The 24,427-nt window shown below is 65.0% G+C and carries 20 protein-coding genes; 12 read left to right on the top strand and 8 right to left on the bottom strand.

What is annotated here, in order from left to right; genetic code table 11:
* Nucleotides 1-302: 302 nt before the first annotated feature.
* The 4 genes from G3N58_RS06285 (at nt 303) to G3N58_RS06300 (ending at nt 5,229) form a co-directional block, all read left to right on the top strand.
* Nucleotides 303-1,832: an ABC transporter ATP-binding protein gene (locus G3N58_RS06285; RefSeq protein WP_241017021.1), complete on the top strand. Its 1,530-nt coding sequence runs from the start codon at nt 303-305 to the stop codon at nt 1,830-1,832.
* A gap of 36 nt (nt 1,833-1,868) precedes the next feature.
* A complete protein-coding gene (locus tag G3N58_RS06290) occupies nt 1,869-2,975 on the top strand; it encodes an ABC transporter permease (protein WP_205998784.1) in 1,107 nt (368 codons plus the stop codon).
* 70 nt (nt 2,976-3,045) lie between these two features.
* Complete coding sequence (locus G3N58_RS06295; protein WP_205998785.1) at nt 3,046-3,975, top strand: ABC transporter permease; 930 nt, start codon at nt 3,046-3,048, stop codon at nt 3,973-3,975.
* A 159-nt stretch (nt 3,976-4,134) separates the two neighbouring features.
* The gene (locus G3N58_RS06300; RefSeq protein WP_205998786.1) at nt 4,135-5,229 is read left to right on the top strand and encodes a BMP family ABC transporter substrate-binding protein; all 1,095 of its coding nucleotides are present in this window, start codon (nt 4,135-4,137) and stop codon (nt 5,227-5,229) included.
* Nucleotides 5,230-5,517: 288 nt separating this feature from the next.
* On the opposite strand, the gene G3N58_RS06305 is transcribed toward G3N58_RS06300, so the two are convergent.
* The gene (locus G3N58_RS06305) at nt 5,518-5,727 is read right to left on the bottom strand and encodes a dodecin (RefSeq protein WP_167046083.1); all 210 of its coding nucleotides are present in this window, start codon (nt 5,725-5,727) and stop codon (nt 5,518-5,520) included.
* A 430-nt stretch (nt 5,728-6,157) separates the two neighbouring features.
* Here G3N58_RS06305 and G3N58_RS06310 point away from each other — a divergent pair, with 430 nt between their 5' ends.
* Nucleotides 6,158-7,750 (top strand): ABC-F family ATPase, encoded by a 1,593-nt coding sequence (locus G3N58_RS06310; protein WP_167046080.1) that lies wholly within the window; start codon nt 6,158-6,160, stop codon nt 7,748-7,750.
* Between the two features lie 283 nt (nt 7,751-8,033).
* Here G3N58_RS06310 and G3N58_RS06315 read toward each other — a convergent pair whose 3' ends face one another.
* The gene (locus G3N58_RS06315) at nt 8,034-8,237 is read right to left on the bottom strand and encodes a DUF1289 domain-containing protein (protein WP_167046078.1); all 204 of its coding nucleotides are present in this window, start codon (nt 8,235-8,237) and stop codon (nt 8,034-8,036) included.
* 55 nt (nt 8,238-8,292) lie between these two features.
* Nucleotides 8,293-9,594: an Nramp family divalent metal transporter gene (locus G3N58_RS06320; protein WP_205998787.1), complete on the bottom strand. Its 1,302-nt coding sequence runs from the start codon at nt 9,592-9,594 to the stop codon at nt 8,293-8,295.
* Nucleotides 9,595-10,020: 426 nt separating this feature from the next.
* On the opposite strand from G3N58_RS06320, the gene G3N58_RS06325 reads away from it, so the two are divergent.
* From G3N58_RS06325 to G3N58_RS34470, 5 genes are all read left to right on the top strand, one after another.
* Entirely contained in the window at nt 10,021-11,121 is a 1,101-nt protein-coding gene (locus G3N58_RS06325) for a polyamine ABC transporter substrate-binding protein (RefSeq protein ID WP_167046072.1), read from the top strand.
* Between the two features lie 91 nt (nt 11,122-11,212).
* A complete protein-coding gene (potA, locus tag G3N58_RS06330) occupies nt 11,213-12,382 on the top strand; it encodes a polyamine ABC transporter ATP-binding protein (protein ID WP_167284049.1) in 1,170 nt (389 codons plus the stop codon).
* Complete coding sequence (locus G3N58_RS06335; RefSeq protein WP_167046066.1) at nt 12,379-13,311, top strand: ABC transporter permease subunit; 933 nt, start codon at nt 12,379-12,381, stop codon at nt 13,309-13,311. Before potA ends, G3N58_RS06335 begins: the two co-directional genes overlap by 4 nt.
* Entirely contained in the window at nt 13,308-14,126 is an 819-nt protein-coding gene (locus G3N58_RS06340; protein ID WP_205998788.1) for an ABC transporter permease subunit, read from the top strand. Before G3N58_RS06335 ends, G3N58_RS06340 begins: the two co-directional genes overlap by 4 nt.
* Nucleotides 14,127-14,230: 104 nt before the next feature.
* Nucleotides 14,231-14,356, top strand: a complete 126-nt coding sequence (locus G3N58_RS34470) for a hypothetical protein (RefSeq protein ID WP_277396795.1) — start codon at nt 14,231-14,233, stop codon at nt 14,354-14,356.
* A gap of 76 nt (nt 14,357-14,432) precedes the next feature.
* On the opposite strand, the gene G3N58_RS06345 is transcribed toward G3N58_RS34470, so the two are convergent.
* Nucleotides 14,433-15,431 carry an alpha/beta fold hydrolase gene (locus G3N58_RS06345; RefSeq protein WP_205998789.1) on the bottom strand — a complete coding sequence of 333 codons (999 nt, stop codon included), beginning with the start codon at nt 15,429-15,431 and terminating at the stop codon, nt 14,433-14,435.
* Between the two features lie 144 nt (nt 15,432-15,575).
* On the bottom strand, nt 15,576-17,066 hold the full coding sequence (locus tag G3N58_RS06350) for an NAD(P)/FAD-dependent oxidoreductase (RefSeq protein WP_346778243.1): 1,491 nt from the start codon (nt 17,064-17,066) through the stop codon (nt 15,576-15,578).
* Between the two features lie 261 nt (nt 17,067-17,327).
* Between G3N58_RS06350 and G3N58_RS06355 the strand changes: the two genes are divergently transcribed.
* The gene (locus G3N58_RS06355) at nt 17,328-18,014 is read left to right on the top strand and encodes a TetR family transcriptional regulator (RefSeq protein WP_205998791.1); all 687 of its coding nucleotides are present in this window, start codon (nt 17,328-17,330) and stop codon (nt 18,012-18,014) included.
* A gap of 130 nt (nt 18,015-18,144) precedes the next feature.
* On the opposite strand, the gene G3N58_RS06360 is transcribed toward G3N58_RS06355, so the two are convergent.
* The 3 genes from G3N58_RS06360 to G3N58_RS06370 all read right to left on the bottom strand — a co-directional run bounded on the left by G3N58_RS06360 (nt 18,145) and on the right by G3N58_RS06370 (nt 21,361).
* Entirely contained in the window at nt 18,145-19,326 is a 1,182-nt protein-coding gene (locus tag G3N58_RS06360; protein WP_205998792.1) for a tetratricopeptide repeat protein, read from the bottom strand.
* 190 nt (nt 19,327-19,516) lie between these two features.
* Nucleotides 19,517-20,197: a PspA/IM30 family protein gene (locus tag G3N58_RS06365; protein ID WP_167046048.1), complete on the bottom strand. Its 681-nt coding sequence runs from the start codon at nt 20,195-20,197 to the stop codon at nt 19,517-19,519.
* Nucleotides 20,198-20,668: 471 nt separating this feature from the next.
* Nucleotides 20,669-21,361: a hypothetical protein gene (locus G3N58_RS06370; protein WP_205998793.1), complete on the bottom strand. Its 693-nt coding sequence runs from the start codon at nt 21,359-21,361 to the stop codon at nt 20,669-20,671.
* Between the two features lie 541 nt (nt 21,362-21,902).
* Here G3N58_RS06370 and G3N58_RS06375 point away from each other — a divergent pair.
* A complete protein-coding gene (locus G3N58_RS06375) occupies nt 21,903-24,404 on the top strand; it encodes a penicillin-binding protein 1A (RefSeq protein WP_205998794.1) in 2,502 nt (833 codons plus the stop codon).
* The last annotated feature ends 23 nt before the right edge of the window (nt 24,405-24,427 follow it).

Genomic DNA, 24,427 nt, shown 5'->3' on the forward strand with positions numbered 1-24,427 from the left:
TGGGCGTGTGGGTATAAGCGTTTTAATATGGACGAAACATGCCGTCAAGGGTGGCATACCCGCAGAGGTCGCAGTGGCGCGGGTTTGCGGGAATTTTGGCGGCTCGACTGAGTAGGGCAAATTAGGTATCGTCATCCGATTATGGTGACGGATCGTTCGCGGGCACGCTGGACGAACCCGCGCGGAAACCGGCAGTCACTGACGCACGACGCAATCACATGAGCGACTTTCCCTCTGGCGGCAACGCCGCCGCGCAGCCGGGACCGGGTTCATCGAACACGGGCACCACGGCGCCACGGCTGATGCTCACGGGCATCACCAAGCAATATCCGTCCGTGCGCGCCAACGACGACGTCACGCTCGTCGTCGCGCCGGGCGAAATCCACGCGGTGCTCGGCGAGAACGGCGCGGGCAAGAGCACGCTGATGAAGATCATCTACGGCGCGGTGCGGCCCGACGCCGGCGAGATTCGCTGGGAAGGCGAGACGGTCGAGATCGCGAATCCGGCGGCCGCGCGCAAGCTCGGCGTCGGCATGGTGTTCCAGCACTTCTCGCTGTTCGAGACGCTGACGGTCGGCGAAAACATCGCGCTCGCGCTCGACGAACCATTCGACCTGAAGACCTTGTCGAAGCGCATTCGCGAGGTGTCGGCCGACTATGGCCTCGACATCGATCCGCAGCGTCACGTGCACAGCCTCACGGTCGGCGAGCGGCAGCGCGTCGAAATCGTGCGCTGTCTGCTGCAGAAGCCGCGGCTGCTAATCATGGACGAACCGACTTCGGTGCTGACGCCGCAAGCGGTCCGCAAGCTCTTCGCGACGCTGCGCCGGCTCGCGGCCGAGGGTTGCAGCATTCTCTACATCAGCCACAAGCTCGACGAAATCCAGGCGTTGTGCGACACCGCGACCGTCATGCGCGGCGGCCGCGTGACCGGTCACGTCAAGCCGAAGCACGAGACGCACGCATCGCTCGCGCAACTGATGGTCGGCCATTCGCTGCCCGATTACACGCGGCGCGAGCACCAGCCGGGTGCGGTGCTGCTCGACGTGAAGCGGCTGTCGGTGGCAAGCGACGACCGGTTCGGCACGTCGCTGCATGAGGTGTCGTTCAGCGTGCATGCGGGCGAGATCTTCGGCATTGCGGGCGTGTCGGGCAACGGGCAGGCGGAATTGCTGGCGGCGCTATCGGGTGAAAAGCGCGCCGAAAAACGCAGCATGCCGGCCGATGCGATCACGATCTGCGGCAAGCCCGCCGCGCGTCTCGGCGCGGGCGGCCGGCGCGCGCTCGGCTTCGGCTTCGTGCCGGAAGAGCGTCTCGGCCGCGGCGCGGTGCCGTCGATGAGTCTCGCGGACAACGCCTTGCTCACCGCGCATCGCCAGCAGATGGTGAGCGCGGGCTGGATTCGCGCGGGCGCGATACGCGCGTTCGCGAAGCGCTGCATCGATGCATTCGACGTGCGCTGCGGCGGCCCGGACGCGCTCGCGCAGAGTCTGTCGGGCGGCAATCTGCAGAAGTACATCATGGGCCGCGAGATCCTGCAGGCGCCGAAGGTGCTCGTGGTCGCGCAGCCCACATGGGGTGTCGACGTCGGCGCGGCGGCGTTTATCCGTCAGCAACTGCTCGATCTGTCGGCGCGCGGCGTCGCGATTCTCGTGATCTCCGAAGAACTGGAAGAGCTGTTCGATATCTGCGATCGCCTCGCGGTGCTCGCGGGCGGCCGGCTCTCGCCGGTGCGTGCGACCGGCGCGACCCATGCCGAGGAAATCGGCCGCTGGATGGCGGGGTTGTTCGGCGACCGCGAGGGCGCGGCGGACCAGCCGGCGCATGCGTGACTCACCGAACCGAACCCGAACCATTACACGCTATTCATGACGCTTCCTTATCGACTCGAAGCCCGCACGGCGCCCTCGCGCGCGATGCAGCTTGCCGTGCCGCTGATCGCCGCGTTGCTGACGCTCGCGATCGGCTTCCTGATCTTCGGCCTCGTCGGCCGCGACCCGTTGCAGGCGATGTACGCGTTCTTCATCGAGCCGCTCTCCAGCATCAACGGCTGGTCGGAACTGCTGCTGAAGGCGTCGCCGCTGTGCCTGATCGGCCTCGGTCTCGCGATCGGTTATCGCGCGAATGTCTGGAACATCGGCGCCGAAGGGCAGATGCTGCTCGGCGGCATTGCCGCGAGCGGCGTCGCGATCTATTTCGATCAGGCAAGCGGCAGGTGGATTCTGCCGACGATGATGCTCGCCGGCGTGCTCGGCGGCATGACGTGGGCCGCGATTCCGGCGTTCCTGAAGAGCCGCTTCAACACCAACGAGATTCTCGTGAGCCTGATGCTCACCTACGTCGCGACGCAACTGCTGATCTATCTCGTGAGCGGCCCGTGGCGCGATCCGCAGGGCATGAATTTTCCGCTGTCGGAAATGTTCGGCGGCGACGCGCTCTATCCGACGCTCTATGGCGACTGGCACTGGATATGGCTGCGCGGCACGCGCCTCAACGCCTCGGTCTTTCTCACGCTGATCGCGATTCCGCTCGCATGGCTTTTCATGCGCAAGAGCTTCGCGGGCTACCGGATGAACGTCGGCGGACTCGCGCCGCTCGCCGCGCGCTATGCCGGTTTCTCCGACACGAAGACCGTCTGGACCTCGCTGCTCATCAGCGGCGGTCTCGCGGGGCTCGCCGGCATGGGCGAGATCGCCGGTCCGATCGGCCAGTTGCAGGCGACGTGGTCGCCGGGCTACGGCTTCACCGCGATCATCGTGGTGTTCGTCGGGCGCCTGCATCCGCTCGGCATCGTGCTCGCGAGTCTGCTGATGGCGCTGCTCTATCTCGGCGGCGAAGCGGTGCAGACCTCGATGCAACTGCCGCAGGCGCTCTCGGGCGTGTTCCAGGGGCTGCTGCTGTTCTGCCTGCTCGGCGCCGATCTGTTCGTGAACTACCGTGTGCGGCGCCGCTCGGCGGCCGTCGCAGCCCGCTAATCCGCTGATCCGCTTCTTGTCCGCTTCTTGTCCGCTTCTTATCCATTTCTTATCTGCTCATCCGCCGCTTATGGATATCCAGCAAGCCAGTGCGCTCACGTCGAGCGCCGTCACCGCGTCGATCCCGCTGATGTTCGCGGGCGCGGGCGAACTCGTCGCCGAGAAGTCGGGCGTGCTCAACCTCGGCGTCGAGGGGATGATGCTGATGGGCGCCGTGAGCGGCTACGCGGTCACGGCGCTCACGGGCAGCCCGTGGCTCGGCGTGCTTGCCGCGATCGGCGCCGGTCTCGCGATGTCGCTGCTGTTCGCGTTCCTCACGCTGACGATGCTCGCCAACCAGGTCGCGACCGGCCTGTCGCTGACGATCTTCGGCATCGGCCTGTCGGCCTATGTCGGCAAGCCGTACACGTCGGCCGCCGTGCGCGCGACGATCGACACGTGGACCATTCCCGGCCTCTCGAAGATTCCGGTGCTCGGCCCGGCGCTGTTTACGCTCACGCCGCTCGATTACCTCGCATTCCTGATGTTTGCCGCGATCGGCTGGTTCCTGTATCGCACGCGTGCCGGGCTCGTGCTGCGCTCGGTCGGCGAATCGCCGCAGGTCGCGCACTCGGTCGGCTTTCCGGTGGTCGGCGTGCGCTATGGCGCGGTGGCGTTCGGCGGCGGCATGGCGGGGCTCGCCGGCGGCTACTATTCGATCGTCAATCTGCACCTGTGGCAGGAGAATCTGACCTCGGGGCGCGGCTGGATCGCGCTCGCGCTCGTCGTGTTCGCGACGTGGCGCCCCGGGCGTCTGCTGATCGGCGCGCTGCTGTTCGGCGCGGTCACGGGCCTGCAGTTCTATGCGCAGGCGATCGGCGTGCCGGTGCCGACGCAGTTCCTCGCGATGCTGCCGTACGTCGCGACGATCGTCGTACTCGCGCTGATCTCGCGCAATCCGAACACGATCCGTCTGAATGCGCCCGCATCGCTCGGCAAGCCGTTTTTCTCGGCGGGCTGAGCGGGCCGGCGTTTTTGGCGATTCGCGCTTCATCATCGGCTCATTGCCATTCGCGCTTCACAGTCCGTTCATCGCAGTCCGCGCTTCACGTTTCGCTCATCACAGTCCGCGCTGCACATTCCGCGCTGCACATTCCGGTTAACACGACAGGGGAACCACATGAAGAGAAGAAATCTGCTGACCGCTTTCGCCTCGTGCGCGGCTTCGCTCGCACTCGCCGCGCCGCTCGCGCAAACCGCGCAGGCCGCCGATGTGCCGGGCGTCGCCTTCGTCTATATCGGTAATCCGGGCGATGCCGGCTGGACCTTCGCGCACGACCAGGGCTCGCGCGAAGTCGAGGCGAAGTTCGGCAACAAGATCAAAATCACGCGCGTCGAGAACGTGCCGGAATCGGCCGACTCGGAGCGTGTGTTCCGCGATCTCGCGAACAAGGGCAACAAGATCATCTTCGGCACGAGCTTCGGCTTCCAGGACTTCCAGCTGAAGGTGGCGAAGGACTTCCCGGACGCCGTGTTCCTGCACGCGACCGGCTACAAGAAAGCGCCGAATTTCGGCACCTACGACGTGCGCATGTACCAGGGCGCCTATCTGGCCGGCGTCGCCGCGGGCTACGTGACGAAGAGCAACACGCTCGGCTTCGTCGCGTCGGTGCCGATTCCGGAAGTCGTGCGCAACATCAACGCGTTCACGCTCGGCGCGCGCTCGGTGAATCCGAAGGTGCATACGAAGGTGATCTGGATCAACAGCTGGTTCGATCCGGGCAAGGAAAAGCAGGCCGCCGAAACGCTGATTGGCCAGGGCGCCGACGTGCTGCTGCAGAACACCGATTCGAGCGCGACGCTCGCGACCGCGTCGGAGAAACACGTGCATGCGTTCGGCTGGGATTCGGACATGAAGAAGTTCGGTCCTGACGCGCACCTCGGCTCGGTGGTCGCGCACTGGGGCGTGTACTACAACGCGGTGATCCAGCAGGTGCTCGACGGCAAGTGGAAGAACGATCCGGTGTGGTGGGGTCTGCCGCAGAAGGCGGTCAATCTCGAGGACCTGAACACGTCGGTGATTTCGGCCGATGCGCAGAAACAGGTGGCGGCGAAACGCGAGGAACTCGCGAGCGGCAAGCGCGACGTGTTCACGGGGCCGATCAAGGATCAGTCGGGGGCGGTGAAGATTCCGGACGGCAAGACGCTGACCGATCCGGAATTGCAGCGCCTGAACTGGTATGTCGAGGGGGTGGACGGGACGTTGCCGAAGTAAGGCGCGGCAGGGCGGCCGAGGTATGTCGCCTCGGGCCGGTTCGCGGTGTCCGGCGGGTATCGGCATCGGCCGGTGAACGCTGGCACGTTGTAGCCGCAGCAGGTTCTTGAGCGGCTCGTCTGCGACATCTGCTGCGGCAAGCCGGGCCGGTTTCACGAAAACGCTGCGAAAAAGCTGCGTCCGCCTCAGCCCGGGTGCAGCTTTTTTCTACCGCCGATTCCGCGACGTCGCAGTACCGGAGACTGCCGCCGTGTCACGACACTGCAACGCCGCTGCTCAATCCTGCTTTCAGTCGTCGATACGCAGGCCTACCTTGAGCGTTACCTGCCAGTACGCGACCTTGCCGTCCTGGATCTGCCCGCGCGTTTCCGTCACTTCGAACCAGTGCAGATTACGCAGCGTTTTCGACGCTTTGGCGATGGCGGTGCTGATGGCGTCGTCGATCGATTTCGTCGACGAGCCGGTCAGTTCGATCTTCTTGTAAACGTGCTCTGACATGGATGTTCTCCTGGGTCTGCGCCGCAGATCGGCAAAGCGCCGTTCGGCCGGGCGCGGGCGAGACAAGCGCCTTCGAAAAGTATAGGCAACGATGTGCACGGTTTATGGGTGATGCGTGTGGCCGCATGCCTGGGGCGGTGGCGTGGCCGGGTGTGTGACCGTTAAAGCGGCGTCATGCGCGGCACGTAACATGCGGCGGCCCGATCCGTCAGGCCGTGCGGCGTTGGCCGGCCATCCCGCCGTGGCGCGCGGCCACGAAATTTGCCGATACCGATCGATACCGAGCCGCCGGTTTTCACCGCCGTATTACCGACGCCGCAACAACGGATGGGGCCGTCAGGCAAAGCGGCGCAGTCCGTGCGGGTTAGATTAGCGATAGTCTGCTAAAATATTGGGTTTTTCGCCGATATCACATTCAAAGGGACGCGCCGTGCTGTCTACTGCCAATATCACCATGCAATTCGGGCCGAAGCCCCTCTTCGAGAACATTTCGGTCAAATTCGGGGAAGGGAACCGCTACGGCCTGATCGGTGCGAACGGCTGCGGTAAATCCACTTTCATGAAGATTCTCGGCTCGGATCTCGAACCGAGCTCGGGCAACGTGATGCTCGAACCGAACGTGCGTCTCGGCAAGCTCCGCCAGGACCAGTTCGCCTACGAAGACGTACGCGTGCTCGACGTCGTGATGATGGGCCACACCGAAATGTGGGCCGCCATGACCGAGCGCGACGCGATCTACGCGAACCCCGACGCCACCGACGACGACTACATGCACGCCGCCGAACTCGAAGCGAAATTCGCCGAGTACGACGGCTATACGGCCGAAGCGCGCGCGGGCGAACTGCTGCTCGGCATCGGCATCGCGATCGAAGACCACAACGGCCCGATGAGCAACGTGGCGCCGGGCTGGAAACTGCGCGTGCTGCTCGCCCAGGCGCTGTTCTCGAAGCCGGACGTGCTGCTGCTCGACGAGCCGACCAACAACCTCGACATCAACTCGATCCGCTGGCTGGAAGATGTTCTGAACCAGTACAACTCGACGATGATCATCATCTCGCACGACCGGCACTTCCTGAACCAGGTCTGCACGCACATGGCCGACATGGACTACGGCACGCTCAAAGTCTATCCGGGCAACTACGACGACTACATGCTCGCCAGCACGCAGGCGCGCGAGCGTCAGCAGGCTGCCAATGCGAAGGCCAAGGAGCGCGTGGCCGACCTGCAGGACTTCGTGCGCCGCTTCTCGGCGAACAAGTCGAAGGCGCGCCAGGCCACCAGCCGTCTGAAGATGATCGACAAGATCAAGATCGAGGAATTCAAGCCGTCGTCGCGGCAGAACCCGTTTATCCGTTTCGAGTTCGAGAAGAAGCTGCACAACATCGCGGTGGTGGCGGACACCATCTCGAAGAAATACGAACGCTCGATCTTCAACAACTTCAGCATCAGCGTGCAGCCGGGCGAGCGCATCGCGATCATCGGCGAGAACGGCGCGGGCAAGACCACGCTGCTGCGCTCGCTGCTCGGCAATCTGCAACTCGATCACGGCACGGTGAAGTGGGCGGAAAACGCCAACATCGGCTACATGCCGCAAGATACCTACGAAGAGTTTCCGACCGACGTCACGCTGATGGACTGGATCGACCAGTACCGCAAGGAAGGCGACGACGAGCAGATGGTGCGCGGCACGCTCGGCCGCCTGCTGTTCAATGCGGACGACATCCGCAAATCGGTCAAGGTGCTGTCGGGCGGCGAGAAGGGCCGCATGATCTGGGGCAAGCTGATGCTCGGCCGCCACAACGTGCTGCTGATGGACGAGCCGACCAACCACATGGACATGGAGTCGATCGAGTCGCTGCAGATCGCGCTCGACAAGTTCGACGGCACGCTGATTTTCGTCTCGCACGACCGCGAATTCGTGAGCGGCCTCGCGAACCGGATCATCGAAGTGAAGACCGATGGGACGTTGAACGACTTCGGAGGTAATTACGAGGACTTCCTGACGAGTCAGGGCGTGGAGTAAAGCCTGTTCGAGGCAGCCGGTTTGTCCTGATTGTCTTGAGGCAGCGTAGCGAAACCTGATGGAACCCGATGGCCCGCCGAGGTGGATACCTCGGCGGGCTTTTTGCTGTGGCGCAGGCGTTTCCTTATCCGGACACGAATGCCGGCCGCAAAAATAGAAAATGCCGGGATGTCCCGGCATTTTCCATGGCATGGCATTCGGGCGCGGTACGACACGATGCGCGACCTGCCTCACCTGCATCCCCCGCGATTTGCGGAGAAAACCGGCCTACGGCTTGTCTGGCCTACAACCGGTCGTACTGAAAACGCATCGCCGTGCCTTCCCGTTTGATACGTTCCCAGATCGCGCGCTTTTCCTCGTCGCTGAGGAACACCCAGTTGGATACTTCGTCGGCGGTGCGGCCGCAGCCTTTGCAGACTTCATCGAACAGCGTGGAGCAGACGCCGACGCACGGGCTGTCGGGGAGATCGTGAAGATTCGAAGTCATCGGAAACCTTGTGGCGCAAAAGCGGAGTCCCGCCATGTTACCCGATGCGTAAGCGTCACGCGCCCAGCGCCAACTGCCACAGCAAGGCCCCGTTGAGCATCACGATAAACGCCGCCGACAGCCACGCGAGCGCAAGCGGCACGCCGTGCACGCGCCAGCCGCGCATGAGGTTCGCATCGGATGCGTAGCGGATCAGCGGCACGACCGCGAGCGGCAATTGCAGGCTCAGCACCACCTGGCTCGCGACGAGCAGTTGGTTCGAGCCGCGCGGACCAAACAGCGCGACCGCGAGCAGCGCCGGCCCGATCGCGAGCGCGCGCGTGAGCAGCGCGCGTTTCCAGCGCGGCAGCCGGATTTGCAGAAAGCCTTCCATGACGGTCTGACCGGCCAGCGTGCCGGTGACGGTCGCGCTCAGGCCGCAGGCGAGCAGGGCCGCCGCGAACAGGATGCTGGCCCAGCGGCTGCCGACGAGCGGCGCGATCAGCCGGTGCGCGTCGGCGAGATCGGTCACGTCGCGATGCCCGCTCGCGTAGAACACGGCCGCCGCGACGATCAGCAGCGCCGCGTTGATGACGAACGCGAACGCGAGCGAGCCGAACGTATCGAGATTGACCACGTGCAGCGCGACCTTGATGCGCGGGTCGCTGCCGTCCGGCGCGTGATGCTTGACGAGCGCCGAGTGCAGATAGAGGTTGTGCGGCATGACCGTCGCGCCGACGATGCCGGCCGCGAGCCACACCATGCCCGCATTCCTCAGCAGCTCGACGCTCGGCGCGGTGCCGGCCAGCGCCGCACGCCAGTCGGGCCGCGCGAGCGCGAGTTGCACGACGAAGCACAGGCCGACGAAGCCGATCAGCACGGCGATCACCGCTTCGAGGCGGCGGCCGCCTTTCTGCTGGAGCGCGAGCAGCGCGAACGTGCAGACCGCCGACATCATCACGCCGACCGTCAGCGAGACGCCGAGCAGCAGTTGCAGTGCAACGGCGCTGCCGACCACCTCGGCGACGTCGCAGGCGATGATCGCGACCTCGCTCGTCAGCCACAGGAACAGCGTCGCGCGCCGGCCGTTGCGCTCGCGGCATAGCTGCGCGAGGTCGCGCCCGGTTACGACGCCGAGCCGCGACGACAGCCATTGCATCAGCATCCCCATCACGCTCGACAACAGCACGATGCCGAGCAGCCGGTAGCCGTAGCCCGCGCCGGCGCCGAGCGCGGTCGCCCAGTTGCCGGGGTCGATATAGCCGACCGCGATCAGCGCGCCGGCGCCGAGGAACGAGAACCAGTGCGCGGGCCGCGTGGGCTCGCCCGGCAGACGCCGGCGGCGGTTGGGGCGCAACGCGAAAGGATTGGTGTTCATCGGTGCCTGAGGTCGGAGAGACGCATCCTCTTGCAAGCCACCTGCCCGTCGCGCGCGGCGGGCGGTGGAGCGAGGCAGGGCGGCTATTGCATGATGGCGGCGCCGGCCTCAAGCGCCTATTGTGCACCGCTACTCGCGCGCTCACCTGACAACGGGATGACAGTGCGATAACGGCGGGCTGGCGACGCCGGCGCAAGCCGCGGCCACCCGGTTATCAGCCCCATAATCCCGCATAATTTTAGGTGGACACGCGCCGATAACCCGTTAAAATTGCGGCCATTTTGCAGCGGTGCGGCCCGAGCTGTGCCGTTTGCGCGACAGCTCGGCGTTTTTTTTGGACCGCGCGGTAATTGGTGGTAGTTTTCGGGGTTTTCGGGGGCCGCGCGCGACGCAGCGGCTTGAGTGACAACGGGATCGGAGAACGGGATGAAACGACGGGTAGTGGGGCAGGTGGCGGCGCTGGTCTTGTGCGCGGCGCCGTGGTTGACGGCCGCTGCGAAGGATACGCAGCTCAACGTGTATAACTGGTCCGACTACATCGCGAAGGACACGATCCCGAACTTCACGAAGCAGACCGGCGTGCAGGTCAGGTACGACAACTACGACAGCGACGACACGCTGCAGGCCAAGCTCCTCACCGGCAATTCGGGCTACGACATCGTCGTGCCGACCAGCAACTACGCGGGCAAGCAGATCGCCGCCGGCATCTTCGAGCCGCTCGACAAATCGAAGCTGCCGAACCTTAAATATCTCGACCCGTCGCTGATGGCGCTCGTCGCCGGCGCCGATCCGGGCAACAAGTACGTGGTGCCCTGGGCTTACGGCACGACCGGGCTCGCCTACAACGTCACGAAGGCCCAGCAGATTCTCGGCAAGGACACCCCGCTCGATAACTGGGACATCCTCTTCAAGCCCGAGAACATCTCGAAGCTGAAGGCCTGCGGCGTGTCGGTGCTCGATGCGCCGGACCAGATGTTCGCGGCCACGCTGCACTACATGGGTAAGGATCCGATGAGCACGAACCCGGCCGACTATCGCGCCGCGCTCGAAGTGCTCAAGAAGATCCGTCCGTACATCACGCAGTTCAACTCGTCGGGCTATATCAACGATCTGGTCGGTGGCGACATCTGCTTCGCGTACGGCTGGTCGGGCGACGTCGTGATCGCCAAGCATCGCACGATCGAAGCGAAGAAGCCGTACAGGATCGAGTACTACATTCCGAAGGGCGGCGCGCCGGTCTGGTTCGACGTGATGGCGATTCCGAAGGACGCGAAGCACAAGGAAGCCGCGCTCGAATGGATCAACTACATCGAGACGCCGCAGGTACACGCCGCGATCACCAATGCCGTGTACTATCCGAGCACCAACCTGGAAGCGCGCAAGTACGTGGACAAGGACGTCGCGAACGATCCGGCCGTGTATCCGTCGCCTGAGACCATCAAGACGCTGTTCCTGCTGAAGCCGTTGCCGCCGGAAATCCAGCGGCTGCAAACGCGGCTGTGGACCGAACTCAAGTCCGGCCGCTGAGCGCGGCGCGCAGCAGGGAATCCGCATCATCATGAAGCCCTCGGTGTTCACCGGGGGCTTTGTTCGTCAAACGCCGGAGTGAAGCAGCATTATGATCAGTAGTGACCAGCCGGGCGCGCTGGCGGGGGCGGGCGCGCCGTCCCCGGGCCCGAACGCCGTGACGGGCGACGCAGCGGACCAGTTCATCCAGATCGTCGACGTCGTGAAGAAGTTCGGCGAGACCGTGGCGGTCAAGGGCGTCAATCTGTCGGTGAAGAAGGGCGAACTGTTCGCGCTGCTCGGCAGTTCGGGCTGCGGCAAGTCGACCTTGCTGCGCATGATGGCCGGGCTCGAAACCGTGACCTCGGGCAGGATCCTGATCGACGGCGAAGACCTCGCGCAACTGCCTCCGTACCGCCGGCCGGTCAACATGATGTTCCAGTCGTACGCGCTCTTTCCGCATATGACGGTCGAGGCGAACGTCGCGTTCGGCCTCAAGCAGGAAGGCGTGCCGAAGGCCGAACTGAAAGACCGCGTGCACAACGCGCTCGAACTCGTGCAAATGGGCCGCTTCGCGAAGCGCAAGCCGCATCAGCTGTCGGGCGGCCAGCAGCAGCGCGTCGCGCTGGCGCGCTCGCTGGTCAAGCGCCCCAAGCTGCTGCTGCTCGACGAGCCGATGTCGGCGCTCGACAAGCAGATTCGCCAGCGCACGCAGATCGAACTCGTCAATATTCTCGACCAGGTCGGCGTGACCTGCATGATGGTCACGCACGATCAGGAAGAAGCGATGACGATGGCGAGCCGCCTCGCCGTGATGAGCGAAGGCCAGATCGTTCAGCTCGGCACGCCGCACGAGGTCTACGAGTATCCGAACAGCCGCTTCTCGGCGGAATTCATCGGCTCGACCAATCTGTTCGACGGCCATACGGTCGAGGACGAAGCCGATCACGTCTTTATCGAAACGCCGGACCTGCCGTGCCAGCTGCACGTCAATCACGGCATCACGGGACCGCTCGGCATGCCCGTGACGATCTCGGTGCGCCCCGAGCGCATCGCGCTCACGCGCAAGCCGCCCGAGGGCGCGCACAACTGGGGCAAGGGCGTCGTCACGAATATCGCGTACATGGGCGGCTATTCGCTCTATCACGTGAAGCTTGAGGGCGGTAAGACCGTGATCGCGAACGTGACGAGCCTCGCGCTCACCGAGATCGAGCCGCCTACCTGGGGCGACGAAGTGTACGTGCGCTGGAGCGCATCGGCCGGCGTGGTGCTGACGTCATGAAAGAGGCGCTTGTTTCGTTCTTCGTGTGGCCGGTGCGGCGCCTGAAGCTCACGGGCCGCACCGCGGTGGTGGCGGGGCCGTTCATCTGGCTGCTGCTGTTCTTCCTCGTGCCGTTCCTGCTGGTCGTGAAGATCAGCTTCGCCGATTCGCAGCTCGGCATTCCGCCGTATACGCGCCTCGTCGACTTTGCCGACGGCGCGCTGCACATCACGCTCGACCTGTCGCACTACGCGTTTCTGCTGACCGACAGCCTGTACTTCGCGACCTACGTCAATTCGGTGGTGGTCGCGGCGATTTCGACCGTGCTGTGTCTGCTGATCGGCTACCCGATGGCCTACTACATCGCGCGCTCGAATCCGGCCACGCGCAATCTGCTGATGATGGCCGTGATGCTGCCGTTCTGGACGTCGTTCCTGATCCGCGTGTACGCATGGATCGGCATCCTGAAGAACAACGGCTTGCTGAACAACTTCCTGATGTCGATCGGGCTGATTCATACGCCGATCGAGCTGTATCACACGAACACGGCCGTCTATATCGGCATGGTCTATTCGTACCTGCCGTTTCTCGTGATGCCGCTTTACGCGCACCTCGTGAAAATGGACCTGACCTTGCTCGAAGCCGCCTACGACCTCGGTGCGAAACCGTGGAAGGCGTTCTGGCAGATCACGCTGCCGCTCTCGAAGAACGGCATCGTCGCGGGCTGCCTGCTGGTGTTCATTCCGGCGGTCGGCGAGTACGTGATCCCTGAGCTGCTCGGCGGCGCGAACACGCTGATGATCGGCCGCGTCATGTGGAACGAGTTCTTCGACAACGCCGACTGGCCGATGGCATCCGCCGTGACGTGCGCGATGGTGCTGCTGCTGCTCGTGCCGATGGCGCTGTTCCAGCATGCGCAGGCGAAGGCCTTGGACGAGGGCCGCCAATGAAGCCGAATCGCCTGTTGCAGCTGATCGCGCTCGGCATCGGCTTTCTGTTCCTGTATATCCCGATCGTGAGCCTCGTCGTGTATTCGTTCAACGAATCACAACTGGTCACGGTCTGGACCGGTTTTTCGACGCGCTGGTATACGGCGCTGCTGCACGACGACGAGCTGATCGCCTCGGCGTGGCTGTCGCTGCGCATCGGTTTGATGACGGCGTTCGCGTCGGTTGTCATCGGCACGTGGGCTGGTTTCGTGCTCGCGCGCATGGGGCGCTTTCGCGGCTTCACGTTGTATACGGGCATGATCAACGCGCCGCTCGTGATTCCCGAAGTGATTCAGGGCATCTCGCTACTGCTGCTGTTCATCGAAATGGCGCACCTGATCGGCTGGCCGGCCGAACGCGGTATCTTCACGATCTGGATCGGCCATGTGATGCTGTGCATTTCGTACGTCGCGATTATCGTGCAGTCGCGTGTGCGGGAGTTGCATCCGTCGCTCGAAGAGGCCGCGCTCGACCTCGGCGCGACGCCGCTGCGCGTGTTCTTCTTCGTCACGCTGCCGCTGATTTCGCAGGCGTTGGTGTCGGGCTGGCTGCTGTCGTTTACGCTGTCGATCGACGACCTCGTGCTGTCGGCGTTCCTGTCCGGCCCCGGTTCGACGACCTTGCCGCTCGTCGTGTTCTCGCGCGTGCGCCTGGGCCTGAATCCCGAGATGAACGCGCTTGCGACGCTGTTCATCGCGGTCGTGACGGTCGGGGTGGTCGCGGCCAACTTCGTCATGCAGCGCGCCGAGCGCAAGCGCGCGATGATGGCGGTGTGACGCGGACATAGCGTGCCCGCGCGCAAGGACGTGCGGCGCGCCGCGTGCGCGGCGGCTATTTCTTTCCTCGACCGCCGTTGTGCGGGCTACTGTTTTTCCAACCGATGACCCTGCTCGAGTGCCTTGCGCGCGTGATGGACTGGGAGCCGCTTTATCGCCTGTGGGAACTGATCGTGATGATCTGCAAGTTCCTGTGGGACCTGCTGCGGCTGCTGAGCGGCGGCGGCTGAGAGCGCCGGCCCGCGGCGGTGCCGGCAAGGCTGGCGGATCGATGCATCGGCTTAGACCGAGGCGCGGCGCGTTTCCTCAGGCCTGCACGTCCGCCTGGACCCGCGCATGAACCGCTGGCGTCCCCAGAAACGTGCGCAGATCGGAGAGCACGCGCTCGGGCGCTTCTTCCATCGGAATATGGCCGAGTTCCGCATACATGACCGATTGCGCGCCCGGAATGCGGCTCGCGAACTCGGCGGCATGGGCGGTCGGAATCCAGCGGTCTTTCGCGCCCCACAGCACGAGCGTGGGGACGTCGAGCGTTTTCAGCGCCTCGGTGTCGAGCGCGCGGAAGTCTAGCGTCGGCACCATCTTGCCGATCGCCGCGCGCGTGCCCTCGCCGTGGAAGAACTCGACGTAGCGGCGCAGCGTCAGCGGGTCGAGCTTGCGCGGATCGCCATACACGTTGCGCACCGCGCTTGTGACGATCACCTCGGGCAGCCACCACGGCGAACTGATGCGCACCAGCGAGCGGTTGAACAGGTCGATGTAGATCGGCAGTTTCATCGGAAAGCCGGCCGAATCGATCAGCACGAGCCGCTCGACGGCGCCGCGATGGCGCAGCGCGTAGTCCCATGCAATCAGGCCGCCGAGCGAATTGCCGATCAGCGTCGCGCGCGCGATGCCGAGCGCCTGCATGAACGTGTCGATGAAGCGGCGGTAGGTCGGCAGGTCCATCGTTTCGATCGCACCGCTCGCCGAATGCAGCGGTCCCGTCACGCCGAACGGCGGCAGATCGAGACGGATCACGCGATGCGCGCGTTTCAGCTCGTCGGCGACACGGTTCCACGTATGCAGCGATGAAGCGAAGCCGTGAATCATCACGATCGTGCTGCCCTGGCCCGCGTCTTCGCTTGCACCTTCGTCCACGTAATGCACGTCGGCGCCCATGATCGTCACGAACTTCGAGCCGCTTTGCGTATAGCGCCGACGCAGTTCGTCGCGCGGCACGCTCGTGATGCCGAGACGCGCGGCGAGCGGGCGCCGCGGCAGCATCGCAGCGGAAGCGGATGAGGTGGAGCCGGTGTCTGCCATGTTCTTATCTCCCTGTGTTGTTAGTTGTTCGGTGTGGGTGTCGCTCGGGGGCCGCATGCTTTTCGCCAGTCACGCCTTGCCTGCGGCAGCCCGGCAGCAAGTAAAGCGCCAGGCCCGGCGCCAGGCAGGGCGGCACGCCCAGCCTCAACGCGCGAAGCGGTAATCCTCGGGCCGCACGCGCCGCGTGCGCCTGCGAAACGCGAACGTGAAGCCGGGCCAGATCGCCGTGACCTTGCCGCTATTCGTCTGATACCAGCTATGGCAGCCCGTGGTCCATACCGAGCGGCGCATGTCCTGTTGCAGACGCGCGTTGAAATCGCGCTGCACGTCGGCGCGCACGGTCATCGTGCGAGCGTTCCGCCTGCGCAATACGCGCAGGCAATCGACGATGTATTGCAACTGCGACTCGATCATATAGATCATCGAGTTGTGGCCGAGCCCCGTATTCGGGCCGACGATCATGAAGAAGTTCGGAAAGTTCGCGATGCTCGTGCCGAGATAGGCTTCGGGACCGTCGCGCAGCCATAGCGTGCTCAGATCGGCGCCATCGAGTCCGCTCACTTCGAACGGCGCGCGCACGTCGTTGACCTGGAAGCCGGTGCCGCAAATGATCGCGTCCACCTGACGATGCACACCGTCTTCGGTCACGATGCCATCGGCGACGATCTCGCGAATGCCGCTCGTCACCACCTCGACGTTCGGCGCGCAAACCGCGGGGTAGTAGTCGCTCGACAGCAGGATGCGCTTGCAGCCGAGCCGGTAGTTCGGCGTCAGCTTCGCGCGCAGCGCCGGGTCGCGCACGCGACGCTCGAGATAGCTGAGGCCAAATTTCGTCGGCAGCTTCATGAGCTTCGGATTGACGACGAACGCCAGCGCGCGCGATTCGAGCTGCCAGTAGATGGCGCTGCGCACGAGACGCTGCGTGAACGGCAGCGCGCGGAATAGCCGCTGCATGCGCGGGCCGACGGCTTTGTCGGGCTTCGGCATGACCCACGGCGCGGTGCGCTGGAACAGATCGAGGTGCGCGACGCGCGGCTGGATTCTCGGCACGAACTGGATCGCGCTGGCCCCAGTGCCGATCACCGCGACGCGTTTGCCGTCGAGCGGATAGGCATGGTCCCAGCGCGCCGAATGAAACAGCTTGCCCGCGAAGCGTTCGATGCCCGCGATGCGCGGCAACGCGGGACGCGAGAGCGGGCCGCTCGCGGCAATCAGCACGTCGGCCTCGACGGTTTCGCGCGTGCTGTTCGTATCGATGTCGACATGCCAGAGCTGCCGCGTGTCGTCGAAGCGCGCCGCGCTCACCTTCGCATTGCAGCGCACGTGGCGCTCGATGCCGTACTTGCGCGCGCAGTGCCGCAGATACGCGAGGATTTCGGCCTGACCGCTGAATGCGCGCGACCACGACGGGTTCGCTTCGAACGAAAACGAATAGAGATGCGAGGGGATGTCGCAGGCCGCGCCGGGGTAGGTGTTGTCGCGCCAGGTGCCGCCGATATCGCTCGCGGCCTCGTAGATCGTGAACGACGCGATGCCCATCCGCAGCAGACGGATCGCCATGCCGATGCCGGCAAAGCCGCTGCCGACGATCGCAATGTGCGGTGTCGCGGATGAAGCGGAAGGGGCAGGCGTCACGGCGGTCTCCGGCATGGGGTGAAAGCGGTGTAGGACAGGTAGGGCGAATGGGTACGCCGACAGTTACGCCGACGGGTGTTCGTTCCGGTTGCGAACGCCGGGCCGAGGCGGGCAGCCTCTACGTCTACGCCTGTCTACACGCGCAGCGTAAAGCGCAGGGTAGACAACTGTACACATTGCGTCAAGATCGTTTAGAGTGCTGCTATCAAACGGACCCACGGCGGCACCTACCGTGGTACCCACTGTGGCACCTACAGCGTCATGCCCGAAAACCCCATGACCTCCTTCCCCGAAGCGGCGCTTCTCGCCGGCCAGGAATTGCCGCCCGGCAAACGCAAGTTGATCGAAGCCGCGCTGCGGCTGACCGCCAGTGGCCGCAGTTTCGCGAGCCTCGGTTTGCGCGAACTCGCGCGCGAGGCGGGGCTCAACCCGAACACGTTCTATCGCCATTTCAGCACGCTCGACGATCTGGCGCGCGAAGCCGTCGAATCGGTAAGCCGGCGTCTGCGGCCGATGCTGCGGCGCGAACGCTGGCTCGCCGCGCACGACGAACCGCATAGCGTGCCGCGTCGCGCCTGCGTGGCGTTCTTTGCGTTCGCGCAGGAAAACCGCGCGGCGTTTCTGAGCGCGCTCGCCGAATATCACGGCACCTCGCCGGCACTGCGCGAAGCGGTGCGCGCGAATCTGCACGAGGTGGCGGCGGAAATGGCGGACGACGTCGTGCAGCTCGAATTGATGCCACAGTTAGCGCGCGGGACCGTCGACGAAGTCTGCACGCAGGTCGTGCTGCAACTGTTTCATCTATCCGCCGAATACATCGACGCGAGTGCCGAGCGGCGCGACGCCTTGATCGATTATGCGGAGCGCTTCATCGTGCGGCTGTTCGCGGGGGCGGTACTGCTTGCGCAACACGCGGCCGGTAGCGCGGATGAGCCGGCGCAGGTTTGAGGTCGACGAATTCGCGCTGCGCAGCGCTCAGCAAAACCGGCCGGCAAAAAAACAGGCTCCTTCGCGAAGGAGCCTGTTTTCGTCGACGCGGGCCGCATGGCGACCCGCGATATCAGATCAGAGTCGGGGATCAGGTATCGGTCCAGCCGCCCGAATCGTCGTTGCTGCCCATGTCGATACCGCCGCCGCTGTTGTCGTTCCAGTCGTTCGAACCCTGACCGAAGTCGAGTCCGCCGCCGTTGCCGCCATCGTTGCCGCGGCGGCGCAATTCGTCGTCGTCGACGATCACGTCGCGCTCCACCACGCGGTCGCGCCCATGGTTCAGCGCCTCGCCGAGCAGCACGCCGGTCAGGAGGCCGCCCATACCGCCACCCATGCCGCCGCCTTGCTGCACGATGACCTGCGGCTGCTGCTGATACGGACCCTGCTGCGGATAAGGCGCCTGCGGGCTGCCGAAGCGCTCGGCTTCCTGCGCATAGGCCGATTGCTGGCTGCCGGGCGCTGGTGCTGCGGCCGGATCGGGCCGGCCGTCGGCGCGCGCGCGCAAGCTCGCGATACGCTGTTCGAGTTCGTCGAGCTGATACGGCGGCAGCGGATTCTTGCCGTTCGAGAGCGTTTCGACGACGCCGCGCAACTGGTCTTCCGTCGCTTCGACTTCCTTTTCCAGCGCTTCATGACCCGTCGCGGTCGAAATCTTCACGTCGAGCTTGATCGAACGCACCGCGTTCAGCATGTCGGTTGCGCGCTTCAATTGCGCGCGGCGCTCGTCGTCGGCGCGCGTGTCTTCCTGCGTGCGGGCGCGGCGCAAGGTCCAGCGCAGCACGAGCGCGATGATCGCGATCAGAATAAGGAGACCGATCCACATACCCACCCCCGGACCATGAGATTGTTGCGCTTGCGGCATCATCGCCGACGGTTGCTGCACAGCAGGCGCATTCTGCTGCGCGAACGGATTCGCGGCGTGACGGGTGACGTTGCCGCCCGCGTTTTCCGCATCGCGGCGCAGGCGTGCTTCGGTTTGCGCGAAACGGCCCGGGTCGGTGAAGCGGATCTGCGGATCGAGCGTCTTCGCCTGCTGCACCTGTGCGAGCGCGTCGCCGTAACGGCCTTCGCGATCGAGCACCTGTGCGTACAGGTAGTGCGCACGCGCGTTGTTCGGATGCGCCTGCAGCACTTCGGTGAGGCCGGCATCGGCCTGCTGCCAGTTGCCTTGCGACATCGCCGATTCGATCTGCTGCACCGTCGGCACCGCGAACGCGGCGGCCGAAACGAGCAGCAGCGAAGCGCAGGCGGTTGCGAGAAATTTTTTCATGTGCGGACCGGGCGCGGCGCGCCCGTCTCCTTCAGTCGATTGCGGTGGCCGCCATGAGCGGCCGGTATGCCGACTCTGCCGCGAGCGGCGGTCCGGCAAGCACTGCGGTTGCCGCGCGTACCTCGAAGGCGCGGCGATTCACGTACACGTACCGCGGCACGCTCGCCACGGCACGCTTGTCGCTGCACAATTACTGCGCCGGCGTGTTGAGCTGCTTCTTCAGCGCTTCGAGACGATCGTCGACGGACGGGCCGCGGTTCAGGTCCGCGAGCTTGTCGTCGAGCGCCTTGCCGCTTTTCTCGTCGGCGGAATTCAGGCGTGCGTCGGAACGCGCGTTCGACAGCGCGACCTTGTCTTCGAGCTTCTGGAAATCTTCGGACAGATTCTTGCCGCCGATGCCGCCCAGCGCGGTGGCCGCCGTATCCTTCGCCTGCGCGATCTGCTGCTTCGCCTGCAGGATGTTCGAGCGTGCGTTGAGGTCGTTGCGGCGCGTGCGCATGTCATCGATCTGGCTCTTCAGCTGCGAGACCGACGGCTCGAGCGAGGTCAGCTCCTTCGTCAGCGCATCGCGTTCGGCTTCGGCGGTGGCCTGCGCGCCGAGCGCTTCACGCGCGAGCGCCTCGTCGCCGGACTGCAGCGCGCGGCGCGCGCCGTCTTCGTATTTCTTCGCCTTGTCCGCGGCAACATCGCGCTTGCTCTGCTGAGTGGCGACCTGTGCCTGAATCTCGATCAGCGAGTTCTCGGCCTTGCCGATGCTGTCGTCGAGTTCGCGCACGATCTGGCGCGAGTCGCGCGACGGATCCTGCACCGAGTCGGCCGCATCGTTCAGAAGACCTTTGAGCGTGCGCGAAATGCTGTCAAAAAGCGACATGAAAACCTCCAGAGAATGTAAGCGGCGCCGACGATGTCCACGCGCCGCGACTGCCTTGAACTGCTACTTTACGCCGCCGCGCGCGATGCTGCGCAACGTTCGGACCGGAGTTCGGGGCGTACCGGCCAATTGCAATAGCGCGGCCCCGAATTGTTCGCGAGCATGGCTTGAATCGATGACGTTTCGATGAGCGAAAGCGCCTCGCGAGCCTGCACTTGACGGCGGATATTACACCATCGGCTTTGTCTCGAAATGGCTTGCGCGAGGCGGCTGCGCGCGGGTTTTGCCGGGCGGCGGAGGCTGTTGTCGTAGTTGCGGTATCGGTGTGGCGGCCCAGGTTGCCGACGGCTGGTCATGTGTCATGCGCCGATGTAACGATCTGCAACAGAGAGCGGTTTCTTGAGGCGTTTTGCGCGTGCTTTGTGCATAGCGACGCAGCATCGGGCGGGCGTCATGCGTGGTGATTGCCGTTCACGCGAAGCGGCCGCCTTCCGTGCTGGTGTCGCTGCGGGGTTCGTCGTCGTCGCTGGCTTTGTCGAGGCGGCGGCGCTTTAGCGAGTTGCGCAGCGGTGCCGCAGAGCCGGGCTGCGGTTGCGATGGCGACGAGTCGTCGGCTTCGGCCGCTCGGGCCGCCGTGAGTCGCGCGACGGCTTCGGCGGTGGCCGCGGCCTGCTCGTCCTGTTCGGCCGCGAGTGCCGCGGCGACGCCGGCGGGCAGCAGGGAGGCGGGGTGGTCCCCGGTGGATGGGGGCGCTAAGGCATGCCCGGTTGACGGAGCGCGTGTCGCGTCGCCAGTGCTTGAGGCATGGGCTGAATCGGCGGCTGCGGGCACGCTGTTCACCGACCCGGCGGCACCCGCCGCATGGCCCGGCGCCTTGGCGTCGTTTGCCTTGTGAGGCACACTCGCGGGTGTCGTCGCTCGCGCATGCCGCGTTCCGCGCGCGACGCGTTGCAGCGCCGCGTTCAGCGCATCGGGCGCGCGCGGTGCGCGCAGCCGGTCGACGATGCTCGCCGCCTTGACCTGCTCGCTTGTCGCGCCGAAGCTCAGCACCGCGCGCCGCATCAGTTCGCTCACGCTGATGCCCAGATCCTCCGCGGTCTGGGTGATGGCGCGCTTCTGCGCGGTCGTGACGAATACGACGATGCGCTCGCTGGGCTTGGTCATGATCGGCTCGCAGGCTTGTTGGCATGAGTGGGGCACGGCGTGCATCCGGCGCCGTGCGTCCGAGCTGTGCATTCACGGTACGTCGGCACGTGCGCGGAACAGGGCCGGGCGCGCCGGCTTCATCATATGACGAGTTGCCCGGATACGAAATGTTCGTTGCACGAAAATCCCGTGACATCAATGAGTTGTAGCGTTTCCAGGCAGTTTGTCCACAGCCCTTTCAACATTTTCTGTTGATAACCTCGCATAAATTGCCGGTCGCGCGCGGCTCGCGCCATGCGCTTCCCGAAATTACAGGTCCTTACCTTGGCGCGCCGCTTCACGAAGGGAATTCTTACAAAAAAACTGCGTTGGACCCCGGCCGATTTATTTAAAATGTGCTGTTACGTTGCGCCGGACAGGGTTCGAGGCGTGCCGTGCGGCCGGCCGGGGGCAAGGTCCGCGCGGCGGCGTACGCCGAGGCCCGGATGCTCGATCACGACTCAGGCGCGCATCGCGAGCGCGCGGACAGGCGTGCGGTTGCACGCCCACTATTCAAGTCATGCCAATCATCAAACGACCGCATTCCTCCCATTCTCCGGCCGGTGAAGACCGGGACTCCCGCCAACGCACTCCAGGTCGCAATGCCGCTTCGCGTGACGTGGGGCGCGGCCGCCGCTCGTTCGGCACGTCGTTCGTGCTGTGGTTCTTCGGCCTGATCGCGACCGCCGTCGTGGTGGGGGCGCTGATCGTCGGCTATGCGCTCGTCGTGATGGGGCCGCAACTGCCGTCGCTCGACGCGCTGACCGACTATCGCCCGAAGGTGCCGCTGCGCGTCTATACCGCGGACCACGTGCTGATCGGCGAATTCGGCGAGGAGCGGCGCAGCCTCGTGCGCTTCCAGGACATTCCGGACCAGATGAAAAAAGCGGTGCTCGCGATCGAGGACTACCGCTTCTACGAACACGGCGGGGTCGACTTCGTCGGCATCCTGCGCGCCGGTTTCGCCGACCTCGCGCATGGCGGCGCCTCGCAGGGCGCGAGCACGATCACGATGCAGGTCGCGCGCAACTTCTTCCTTTCCAGCGAGAAGACCTACACGCGCAAGATCTACGAGATGCTGCTCGCCTACAAGATCGAGCGCGCGCTCACGAAAGACCAGATTCTCGAGCTGTACATGAACCAGATCTATCTGGGCGAGCGCGCGTACGGCTTTGCCGCGGCCGCGCGCGTGTACTTCGGCAAGGACCTGAAGGACATCACGCTCGCCCAGGCCGCGATGCTCGCGGGCCTCCCGAAGGCGCCGTCCGCGTATAACCCGGTCGTCAATCCGAAGCGCGCGAAGATCCGTCAGGAGTACATCCTGCGGCGCATGCTCGAGCTGAACTACATCACGCAGCAGCAGTACGACGAGGCGATCAAGGAAGAGATTCACACCAAGAACCCGGGCAACGAGTACAGCGTGCACGCCGAGTACGTCGCCGAAATGGTGCGGCAGATGATGTACGCGCAGTACAAGGACGAGACCTATACGCGCGGCCTGAACGTCACCACCACGATCGACTCCGCCGATCAGGACGCCGCGTATCACGCGGTGCGCAAGGGCGTGATGGACTACGAGCGGCGCCACGGCTATCGCGGACCGGAGGGCTTCGTGCAACTGCCCGCGGCCGGCGACGATCGCGATCAGACCATCGACGACGCGCTCACCGATCACCCGGACAACGGCGAGATCATCGCGGGCGTCGTGACCGATGCGAGCGCGAAGCAGGTGGCCGCGCAACTGGTGGACGGCACCCAGGTGACGGTGACGGGCGACGGTCTGCGCTTCGTCGCGGCGGCATTGAGCCCGCGCGCGTCGGCAACGCTGCGCATCAGGCCGGGCTCGATCGTGCGCCTGATGGCCGACGACAAGGGCAACTGGCAGATCACGCAGCTGCCGCAGGTGGAAGGCGCGCTCGTGTCGCTGACGCCGCAGGACGGCGCGATTCGCGCGCTGATCGGCGGCTTCGACTTCAACAAGAACAAGTTCAACCACATCACGCAGGCCTGGCGCCAGCCCGGTTCGAGCTTCAAGCCGTTCATCTATTCGGCCGCGCTCGACAAGGGGCTCGGACCGGCGACGATCATCAACGACGCGCCGCTGTACTTCCCGCCGAGCACGCCGGGCGGCGACGCGTGGGAGCCGAAGGACGACGATCAGCCTGATGGCCCGATGCCGATGCGCCTCGCGTTGCAGAAGTCGAAGAACCTCGTGTCGATCCGCATCCTGTCGTTCATCGGCACGAAGTATGCGCAGGACTTCGTCACGCAGCGCTTCGGCTTCGACCCCGACAAGACCCCGCCGTATCTGCCGATGGCGCTCGGCGCGGGCCTCGTCACGCCGTTGCAGTCGGCGGGCGCGTACTCGGTGTTCGCGAACGGCGGCTACCGGATCAATCCGTATCTGATCAGCGAAGTGACCGATGCGCGCGGCGTGCCGATCTCGCGCGCGCAGCCGCTCGTCGCCGGCCGCGACGCGCCGCGCACGCTCGAGCCGCGCAACGCGTACATCATGAACAGTCTGCTGCATTCGGTCGCGACCGCGGGCACCGGCGCGGGCACCAACGTGCTGCATCGCTCGGACCTGCAGGGCAAGACCGGCACGACCAACGACGCCAAGGACGGCTGGTTCGCCGGCTATCAGCAGTCGCTCGTCGCGGTCGCGTGGATGGGCTACGACCAGCCGAAGAGCCTCGGCAGCCGCGAATTCGGCGCGCAGCTCGCGCTGCCGATCTGGGTCGAGTACATGCAGCGCGCGTTGCGCGGCGTGCCGCAGGCGGAGCCGCAGCAGCCCGATGGCGTGACCGCGATGGACGGCGAACTGTTCTTCACCGACATGCTGCCGGGACATGGCTTCGTCGCGAGTATCGGCCTCGACTCGGGCACCCCGACGGCGGGCGCGAGCGACGCGGTCGGCGGAGTGGGACCGGCCGGCATGACGCCGCCGGCGGTGCCGCCGCCGAGCGTGTCGTCGAGCGAGAAGAAGCAGATCATGGATCTGTTCGAGACGAACAAGCCTTGAGGTTGTGGTTCTGAGCCGGCGCG

Origin of the sequence: Paraburkholderia sp. Ac-20342 (assembly GCF_017104985.1) — a bacterium.
GTDB lineage: Bacteria > Pseudomonadota > Gammaproteobacteria > Burkholderiales > Burkholderiaceae > Paraburkholderia.

What these genes read in the sequence shown, in the direction of transcription:
- G3N58_RS06285 (WP_241017021.1), top strand. Translation starts at nt 303, where the DNA reads ATGCTCACGGGCATCACCAAGCAATATCCGTCCGTGCGCGCCAACGAC.
- G3N58_RS06290 (WP_205998784.1), top strand. Translation starts at nt 1,869, where the DNA reads ATGACGCTTCCTTATCGACTCGAAGCCCGCACGGCGCCCTCGCGCGCG.
- G3N58_RS06295 (WP_205998785.1), top strand. Translation starts at nt 3,046, where the DNA reads ATGGATATCCAGCAAGCCAGTGCGCTCACGTCGAGCGCCGTCACCGCG.
- G3N58_RS06300 (WP_205998786.1), top strand. Translation starts at nt 4,135, where the DNA reads ATGAAGAGAAGAAATCTGCTGACCGCTTTCGCCTCGTGCGCGGCTTCG.
- G3N58_RS06305 (WP_167046083.1), bottom strand. Translation starts at nt 5,727, where the DNA reads ATGTCAGAGCACGTTTACAAGAAGATCGAACTGACCGGCTCGTCGACG.
- G3N58_RS06315 (WP_167046078.1), bottom strand. Translation starts at nt 8,237, where the DNA reads ATGACTTCGAATCTTCACGATCTCCCCGACAGCCCGTGCGTCGGCGTC.
- G3N58_RS06320 (WP_205998787.1), bottom strand. Translation starts at nt 9,594, where the DNA reads ATGAACACCAATCCTTTCGCGTTGCGCCCCAACCGCCGCCGGCGTCTG.
- G3N58_RS06325 (WP_167046072.1), top strand. Translation starts at nt 10,021, where the DNA reads ATGAAACGACGGGTAGTGGGGCAGGTGGCGGCGCTGGTCTTGTGCGCG.
- potA (WP_167284049.1), top strand. Translation starts at nt 11,213, where the DNA reads ATGATCAGTAGTGACCAGCCGGGCGCGCTGGCGGGGGCGGGCGCGCCG.
- G3N58_RS06335 (WP_167046066.1), top strand. Translation starts at nt 12,379, where the DNA reads ATGAAAGAGGCGCTTGTTTCGTTCTTCGTGTGGCCGGTGCGGCGCCTG.
- G3N58_RS06340 (WP_205998788.1), top strand. Translation starts at nt 13,308, where the DNA reads ATGAAGCCGAATCGCCTGTTGCAGCTGATCGCGCTCGGCATCGGCTTT.
- G3N58_RS34470 (WP_277396795.1), top strand. Translation starts at nt 14,231, where the DNA reads ATGACCCTGCTCGAGTGCCTTGCGCGCGTGATGGACTGGGAGCCGCTT.
- G3N58_RS06345 (WP_205998789.1), bottom strand. Translation starts at nt 15,431, where the DNA reads ATGGCAGACACCGGCTCCACCTCATCCGCTTCCGCTGCGATGCTGCCG.
- G3N58_RS06355 (WP_205998791.1), top strand. Translation starts at nt 17,328, where the DNA reads ATGCCCGAAAACCCCATGACCTCCTTCCCCGAAGCGGCGCTTCTCGCC.
- G3N58_RS06360 (WP_205998792.1), bottom strand. Translation starts at nt 19,326, where the DNA reads ATGAAAAAATTTCTCGCAACCGCCTGCGCTTCGCTGCTGCTCGTTTCG.
- G3N58_RS06365 (WP_167046048.1), bottom strand. Translation starts at nt 20,197, where the DNA reads ATGTCGCTTTTTGACAGCATTTCGCGCACGCTCAAAGGTCTTCTGAAC.
- G3N58_RS06370 (WP_205998793.1), bottom strand. Translation starts at nt 21,361, where the DNA reads ATGACCAAGCCCAGCGAGCGCATCGTCGTATTCGTCACGACCGCGCAG.
- G3N58_RS06375 (WP_205998794.1), top strand. Translation starts at nt 21,903, where the DNA reads ATGCCAATCATCAAACGACCGCATTCCTCCCATTCTCCGGCCGGTGAA.